The sequence below is a fragment of the Kiloniellales bacterium genome (assembly GCA_030064845.1).
GTDB lineage: Bacteria > Pseudomonadota > Alphaproteobacteria > Kiloniellales > JAKSDN01 > JASJEC01.
The window spans coordinates 1-7879 of record JASJEC010000116.1; the positions used below are offsets into that span (position 1 = coordinate 1).

7 protein-coding genes are annotated in these 7879 nt (G+C 68.4%); 4 read left to right on the forward strand and 3 right to left on the reverse strand.

The window, feature by feature from the left end; genetic code table 11:
• Nucleotides 1-733: DUF4167 domain-containing protein (locus QNJ67_23440; protein MDJ0611946.1), on the forward strand; the 733-nt coding region annotated here is incomplete at its 5' end.
• A gap of 76 nt (nucleotides 734-809) precedes the next feature.
• On the opposite strand, the gene QNJ67_23445 is transcribed toward QNJ67_23440, so the two are convergent.
• From QNJ67_23445 to QNJ67_23455, 3 genes are all read right to left on the reverse strand, one after another.
• On the reverse strand, nucleotides 810-1961 hold the full coding sequence (locus QNJ67_23445) for a patatin-like phospholipase family protein (protein ID MDJ0611947.1): 1152 nt from the start codon (nucleotides 1959-1961) through the stop codon (nucleotides 810-812).
• A 141-nt stretch (nucleotides 1962-2102) separates the two neighbouring features.
• Nucleotides 2103-2864, reverse strand: coding sequence for an MOSC domain-containing protein (locus QNJ67_23450; GenBank protein MDJ0611948.1), 762 nt, complete (start codon nucleotides 2862-2864; stop codon nucleotides 2103-2105).
• A gap of 34 nt (nucleotides 2865-2898) precedes the next feature.
• Nucleotides 2899-3813: an EamA family transporter gene (locus QNJ67_23455; GenBank protein MDJ0611949.1), complete on the reverse strand. Its 915-nt coding sequence runs from the start codon at nucleotides 3811-3813 to the stop codon at nucleotides 2899-2901.
• 185 nt (nucleotides 3814-3998) lie between these two features.
• Between QNJ67_23455 and clpB the strand changes: the two genes are divergently transcribed.
• The 3 genes from clpB to QNJ67_23470 form a co-directional block, all read left to right on the forward strand.
• The gene (gene clpB / locus QNJ67_23460) at nucleotides 3999-6590 is read left to right on the forward strand and encodes an ATP-dependent chaperone ClpB (GenBank protein MDJ0611950.1); all 2592 of its coding nucleotides are present in this window, start codon (nucleotides 3999-4001) and stop codon (nucleotides 6588-6590) included.
• Between the two features lie 28 nt (nucleotides 6591-6618).
• Complete coding sequence (locus QNJ67_23465) at nucleotides 6619-7266, forward strand: flavin reductase family protein (GenBank protein MDJ0611951.1); 648 nt, start codon at nucleotides 6619-6621, stop codon at nucleotides 7264-7266.
• A gap of 112 nt (nucleotides 7267-7378) precedes the next feature.
• A partial coding sequence (locus QNJ67_23470) for a dienelactone hydrolase family protein (GenBank protein MDJ0611952.1) occupies nucleotides 7379-7879 on the forward strand: 501 nt, incomplete at its 3' end.

The following is a 7879-nucleotide window of genomic DNA, read 5'->3' on the forward strand; positions in this document are numbered from 1 at the left end:
GCGGCGGCCTCGTGGCCGGCCGAACAGAAAGCAACACGGGTCGCCGCGAAGCCAGACCTACGACAGCCACGGTCCCGATGTACGCGTTCGGGGCAACGCGACGCAGATCTACGACAAGTATCTCTCCCTGGCGCGCGACGCCGCCGCCTCGGGGGACCGCGTCGCCGCGGAGGGCTACTTCCAGTTCGCCGAGCACTACTTCCGGATCATCAACGACTCGACCGATCCGCGGCGGGCCAATCCGCAGCAGCAGGGCCGCGGCGAGCACGGTCAGAACGGCGCCGATCAGCAGCGGGCCGATCAGCAGCGGGCCGAACGCGACCAGGGTCGCGGCCCGCAGGGTCAGCAGCCCGTGCCCTCCGAACAGCCGCCCCTGGAAATGGAGCAGCCCTTCATCGACCAGAACCAGGCGCAGGGCATGTGGCCGCCGCAGGTCGACGGCGCGCCGGAAGCCGCCCCGGCGGGCGGTGACGGGAGCGGCCGACGCCGCCGCGCCGCGGACGGCGAGGCGAAGGCCGACGGGGCCGACGAGAGCGGCAACGGTGCGGGAGGCGAGGCCGCGAAGGCCGACGGTTCCGAGGAAGACGCGCCGCCGCGCCGCGCCGCGCGCGGCCGTCCGCGCGGACGCCGCAAGGCCAACGGCGCGGCCAAGAGCGACGAAGACGCCGCGCCGGAGGAAAAGGACGGCGCCGCCCCCGCGTCCGACGCGGGGTCCGAGGGCCTCTCAACCTGAAAATCTAACGCCGCGATCCGGGGCAGTTCGCGATGAGGCGGATTCGCTTTTGGCGATCCGATAAGCTCGACCTGCTCTAGCTGCCGGTCATGCGGTAGGGACGCGTCGAGGCGAAGCCGGGCTTGGAGTGGTCGAGCAGCCGCTCCTCGAAGTCGGGCGCGCGGCCGCGGCCCAGCTGGCCGAGATGGTCGTCCAGCCAGTGTTCGGCGGAAGCCCGCCCGAGATCCTTCAGCGTGTTCAGGAAGCGCGAGTCGGTCTTCAGCTTGCTGCCGACCTCGCCGCGGGTCATGGAATCCGGCGGCAGGATGTGGTGCAAGCCGAGCCTCCGCAGCCGCTGTCCCAGATCGCTGCCCGACGGCACGGCCGAGCGCAGCTCGCCGATCAGGTGGATCTCGCGGATCAGGGGCGCGTTGTTGAGAACGGCCTGGAGCCGCTTCTCGATCTCGGAGGGCGAGACCGGCAGATCGTGCTGCGCCTGGGTGTCGATGTGGACGATCAGGATGTCCGGCGACGCCGTCTTGTGCACCAGCGGCAGCACCGGCGGATTGGCGGTAAAGCCGCCGTCCCAGTAATAGTGGCCGTCGATCTCGATCGCCCGGTGCAGGTTCGGCAGGCAGGCCGAGGCGAGCAGAACGTCGCTGGTGATCTCCGCGTTGGTGAACAGCCGCGGGCTGCCGGTATGCACGTTGGTCGCCGAGATGAAGAGCTTCAGCTTGCGCGTGCGCCGCAGCCGGTCGAAGTCGATCAGCTCGGTGACCAGGCTGCGCAGCGGGTTGAGATCGAGCGGGTTGAACTGATAGGGCGAGGTGACCTGGGACAGGATCCGCAGGTTGCTGCCCTCGCCCAGCAGCCCGCCGAGCAGGTGGCTCAGCGGGTGGGTGCCGACCGGCGCCATGCTGCCGATCTTGCCGACCGACTGCCAGAGCGCCGCGAGCCGTTCCTTGGCGCCCTCAGGGCCGCCCTCGAGATAGCCGCAGGCGAGCGCCGCGGCGTTCATGGCGCCGGCGCTGGCGCCGCTGACCGCCTCGATCTGCAGCGACTCCTCCTCGAGCAGGCGGTCGAGGACGCCCCAGGTGAAGGCCCCGTGGGAGCCGCCGCCCTGGAGGGCGAGCGCGATCGGCCTGGAGCCGGCCGGCGCCGCCGGAGCGGAGCCCAGCAGGTGCCGGGCCGCCTCGCCGAGACGCGCCTGCCAGGTCGGGCCGTCGGCCTTTTTGCTTCCAGTTCCCAAGTTGCCCTTCCCTCTCGTCCGGGGGCGGCGAGCGCAAGACAACGGCGGGGGCGCCCGCGGCAGCGGTCTGATGCTGCGGTGCAATATAATCTTCGGCAAGCGTTAACAAAACGCGAAGGCTGTGACTTTTATGAAGAAAGATCAGCCCTTTGGCAGCAGCGCGTCGCCGAGCGCCAGGGCGCCGGGCGAGACCACCCGGGCGTAGACGCCCATGTCGATGTGGCCGAAACCCGCCTTCAGGAAGCGCACCACGTTGAGGTCGCGTTCCGCCGTGGCCGGGTTGACGTGAGTCGCGGCGCAGCGGTCGATGCGGCCGGCCACCTCGAGCTCGGCCCCGCCGAGGGCGATCTTGCGGTCGACCCAGCCGAACTCTTCCCAGGCCGCCGCGCCCTCGATATAGACGTTGGCCCGGAAGCGCAGAGGATCGATGCTCTGCCGCGCGACCCGCTCCAGGTCCCGCACACTCGCCAGGTTGATGATCGAGACCGACTTCTCGGGCACGTCGAAGAAGCGGTGCCCCTCGGCCTCGACCAGCTTGGGCGCGCCGCGGGCCGCCCCGGCAATGTAGCTGGCGAAGAACTGGTTGATCAGGGTGCGGCCCATCCCCTCGGTGACCGTGCCGCAGACCACCTGCTTGCCGTCGCGCTCGATCGACAGGCGTCCCGTCTCGGGCTCGAAGCGGGCGCGCAGCTTGGCCAGCTTCTCGTCCTTCATCAGCATGAGGAAGTTGGTCTTGGGCAGCCACTGGGGGTTCTTGGGGTCGAACTGGGTCGAGCCGTGGGCCATGGCGAAGCGCCGGTCGTGGGGCAGGCCCTCGCCCGGCTCCAGCTCGGTGCGCTCCAGGCTCTCGCCCGGCAGCCCCTTCAGGGGATAGCGGTGAAGGCTCTGAACTGTGATCGCCATGGGCAGAGAGCTAAGCCGCCCGCCCGGGGCCCTGTCAACCGGCCAGCAGCAGAAGCAGCAGGCCGGCCACGACCAGGGCGACGCCGGCAACCTCCCTTCGGTTGCTGCGCTCGCGGAAGATCAGCACCGCGGCGATGAAGGTGAATACCAGCTCGATCTGGCCCAGGGCCCGGACATAGGCGGCGTTCTGGATCGTCATGGCGATGAACCAGCAGGCCGACGCGGCCGCGCCGACCACGCCGATCCAGGCCGCCCGGCGCCAGGAGGCGGCGACGCGGCGGAGGGTCTCGGGCTGGCGCCACGCGAACCAGGCGGTCATCGCCAGGGTCTGGAACACCGTCACGCAGGCCAGGGTGAAGGCGGCCTGAGCCAGAAAGCCCTCGCCGCCGAGCGAGAGCGAGGCTGCGCGGTAGCAGACCGCCGAGACGGCGAAGCAGGCGCCGGAGCCGATGCCGATCAGGGCCGGCTTCTCGGTCCAGGCCAGCAGCAGGCTGCGCGCCGTGACCCGGCTGCGGGCGATCGACAGCAGCAGGACGCCCGCCAGGCTGACCAGGATCCCGGCCAGGCCCCCGAGGCTGAGCGGATCCGCCAGGATGACCAGGCCGAACAGCGCCGTTTGCAGGGTCTCGGTCTTGGAGTAGGCGGTGCCGACGGCGAAGCCGCTGAGCGAGAAGGCGGTCACCAGGGTCAGCGTGCCGAAGATCTGGGCCAGGCCGCCGACCGCCGCGTAGCCGAGGCTGGCGGCGTTGGGCTCGGGCATCGGGAAACCGAAGGCGAGGACCAGCACCAGCAAGTAGGCCAGCGCGAAGGGAAAACCGTAGGCGAAGCGCGCGAAAGTCACGCCCGCGACGCCGAGATCCCCGGTCATCTGCTTCTGCAGCGCGCTGCGCAGGTTCTGCAGGAAGGCCGCGGCGATCGTGACGGGAATCCATAGCAGGCTTACGGTCATGTCGTCTCCGGGTCTCGGGCCCCTTGTGTCCTTTTTGCCACACCCCATATCCGATTTGGAGGCGGTTGCCGGCGGTTGCCGGGGCGGCCTCCCGGCGCGCCGCGTTCGTCGGGCGCCGGGCAACATCTCAGTGGCATCATCGATCGCGGGCCGCAACGGGCGGCCGCGGACGAAGGGGGCACGGCATGGATTTCGAGAAGTACACCGAACGGTCACGCGGTTTCGTCCAGGCGGCCCAGGGCCTGGCGCTGCGCAGCAATCACCAGCGGCTGACGCCCGAGCACCTGCTCAAGGTGCTGCTCGACGACGAGGAGGGCCTCGCCGCCGGCCTGATCCGGGCCGCGGGCGGCGATCCCGGCCGCGCCGCCCAGGAGAACGAGGCCACGCTCGACAAGCTGCCCCGGGTCGAGGGCAGCGGCGCCGGGCAGGTCCACCTGGTGCCCGAGACCGCCAAGGTCTTCGACCAGGCCGAGCAGCTGGCCAAGAAGGCCGGCGACAGCTTCGTCACGGTCGAGCGGCTGCTCCTGGCGCTGGCCATGGCGAGCGGCACGCCGGCTGCCAAGGCGCTCGCCGGCGCGGGCGTTACGCCCCAGTCCCTCAACGGCGCGATCGAGGACCTGCGCAAGGGCCGCACCGCCGACTCGGCGAGCGCCGAGGAGGGCTACGACGCCCTCAAGAAGTACGCCCGCGACCTGACCGAAGTGGCGCGCGAGGGCAAGCTCGACCCCGTGGTCGGCCGCGACGAGGAGATCCGCCGCACGATCCAGGTGCTGTCCCGGCGGACCAAGAACAATCCCGTGCTGATCGGCGAGCCCGGCGTCGGCAAGACCGCGATCATCGAGGGCTTGGCCCAGCGCATCGTCAAGGGCGACGTGCCCGAGACCCTGAAGAACAAGCGCCTCATGGCGCTCGACCTGGGCGCCATGGTGGCCGGCGCCAAGTTCCGCGGCGAGTTCGAGGAGCGCCTCAAGGCCGTGCTCCAGGAGATCGCCGCCGCCGAGGGCGAGATCGTCGTCTTCATCGACGAGCTGCACACCCTGGTCGGCGCCGGCAAGGCCGAGGGCGCCATGGACGCCTCCAACATGCTGAAGCCGGCGCTGGCGCGCGGCGATCTGCACTGCGTCGGCGCCACCACGCTGGACGAATACCGTAAGCACATCGAAAAGGACGCCGCCCTGGCGCGGCGCTTCCAGCCGGTCTTCGTGCCCGAGCCCAGCGTTGAGGAGACCGTCTCCATCCTACGCGGCCTGAAGGAAAAGTACGAGCTGCACCACGGCGTGCGTATCACCGATGCCGCCATCGTCGCCGCGGCGACCCTCTCCAACCGCTACATCTCCGATCGTTTTCTGCCGGACAAGGCGATCGACCTGGTCGACGAGTCCGCCAGCCGTCTGCGCATGGTGGTCGACTCCAAACCGGAGGAGATTGACGAACTCGACCGCCGCCTGGTGCAGGTGAAGATCGAGGAGAATGCGCTCAAGAAGGAGAGCGACAAGGCCTCGAAGGAGCGTCTGGAAAAACTGACGGCGGAGATCGCGGAGCTGGAGAAGCAGTCGGCCGAGCTGACCGCCCAGTGGCAGGGCGAGAAGGACAAGCTGGCCGGTGCCCAGAAGCTGATGGAACAGCTCGACCAGTCGCGCGGCGAACTGGAGATCGCCCAACGCGACGGCGATCTCAACCGCGCCAGCGAGCTGAAGTACGGCGTCATTCCTGACCTCGAAAAGCGGCTTGAGGAAGCCGAGGAGGTGCAGGAACACCGCATGCTGAACGAAGAGGTGACCGACGGCGACATTGCCGCCGTGGTCTCGCGCTGGACCGGCATTCCCGTCGACAAGATGCTGGAGGGTGAGCGCGAGAAGCTGCTCACCATGGAAGACGCCCTGCGCCGGAGCGTGATCGGCCAGGAAGAGGCGATCGTCTCGATCTCCAATTCGGTGCGCCGGGCGCGCGCCGGGCTGCAGGATCCGAACCGGCCGATCGGCTCCTTCCTGTTCCTCGGGCCGACCGGTGTCGGTAAGACCGAACTGACCAAGGCGCTGGCCCGCTTCCTCTTCGACGACGAGACCGCGATGGTCCGCCTCGACATGTCGGAATACATGGAAAAGCACGCGGTCGCCCGCATGATCGGCGCACCGCCGGGTTATGTCGGTTACGAGGAAGGCGGCGCACTGACCGAAGCGGTGCGGCGCCGGCCCTATCAGGTTGTGCTCTTCGACGAGGTGGAAAAGGCCCACCCGGACGTCTTCAACATCCTTCTCCAGGTGCTGGATGACGGCCGCCTGACCGACGGCCAGGGCCGCACCATCGACTTCCGCAACACCATGATCATCCTCACCTCCAACCTGGGGGCGGACATCCTGGCCGCGCAGCCGGACGGCGAGGACAGCGAAGCGGTCCGGGGCCCCGTGATGGAAGTGGTGCGTGCCGCCTTCCGGCCGGAGTTCCTCAACCGCCTGGACGAGGTACTGCTGTTCCACCGCCTGACCCGCCCGCAGATGACCGGCATCGTCGACATTCAGCTGGCGCGCCTTTTGGCCATGCTGGCCGATCGCAAGATCACCCTGGAACTGGACGATCAGGCCAAGACCTGGCTGGCCGATAGGGGCTATGACCCGGTCTATGGTGCCCGGCCGCTGAAACGGGTGATCCAAAGGGAGTTGCAGAATCCCCTGGCCAGCCTGATCCTGGAAGGCAAGATCGGTGACGGCGATACCGTCAACGTGACCGCTGGGGCCGAAGGTCTGGCGATCAACGGCGAGATGGTAGCGGCGGCCTGATCCCACGCCTGGCTTTGAAGGGGGCCTGATGTTCTACGATACCCGGATCGGCGACCATGGTCTGCCGCACAGCCCCTTCAAGGCCTGCGTGGTGCCGCGGCCGATCGGCTGGATCACTTCGGTGAACGAGGCGGGGCAGGTCAACCTAGCCCCTTACAGCTTTTTCAACGGCGTGGCCGGCGAGCCGCCGGTGGTGATGTTCGCGCCCGGCGGCCGCAAGGCTGATGGGCCGCCCGACGGCTCCAAGGACTCCCTGGCCAATGTGGAGCGTACCGGGGAGTTCGTCTGCAACGTCGTGACCTGGGACCTGCGCGAGGTGATGAACCAGACCTCGGCGCCGGCGCCGGCCGGCGTCAGCGAGGCCGACGCAACCGGCCTGGAGATGATTCCCTCCAAGCTCGTGAAGCCGCCGCGGGTCAAAGCTTCGCCGATTCATATGGAGTGCCGCTATCTGCAGACCGTGGATCTGCCGTCGGATGATCCGAACGCACGCAATGCCGTGGTCTTCGGACAGGTGATCGGCATCCACATCGACGAGTCGGTGCTGACCGACGGCCTGGTCGACATGGCCAAGCTGAAGCCGATCGCCCGCCTGGGCTACATGGACTACACCCGGGTCGACGAGGTTTTCTCGATGATGCGCCCCGCCTGGCCGCTGAAGGTCGCGGCGGACTAGGAACCCGGGCAAAGCGCTACAGATCTTTCGCTGTCATCAAAGAGCCATGGTTGTCGTCCAGGATCTCCTGTAGCCTGTTATCGGGACGGGTGGTTCAAAGGAGGACTGGGAGATGACTGAGAAGCCAATCGACAAGCGAGTTTTCGATCTCTACGACGCCTATTGCCATGGCCGCATCGACCGGCGCGAGTTCCTGGGGCGCGCTTCGGCGATCACGATCGGCGGTGTCTCGGCGCTGGCAATGGCTGAGGCTCTCTTGCCGAACTATGCCAAGGCGCAGGTGATTTCCTTCACCGACCAGCGCATCAAGCCGACTTACGTGAACTACCCGTCGCCCGGCGGGACCTCGGGGGAAATGCGCGGCTATCTGGTCACGCCCCAGGGCGAGGGGCCCTTCCCGGCGGTGCTGGTGATCCACGAGAACCGTGGCCTCAACCCCTATATCGCCGATGTCGCACGCCGTGCCGCCGTCGAGGGCTTTCTCGCCCTGGCGCCGGACGGCCTGTCACCGATCGGCGGCTATCCCGGCAATGACGACGACGGCCGGGCCATGCAGAAAACGCTCGACCAGGCCAAGCTGAAGCAGGACATGGTGAACAGCGCGCGCTATCTG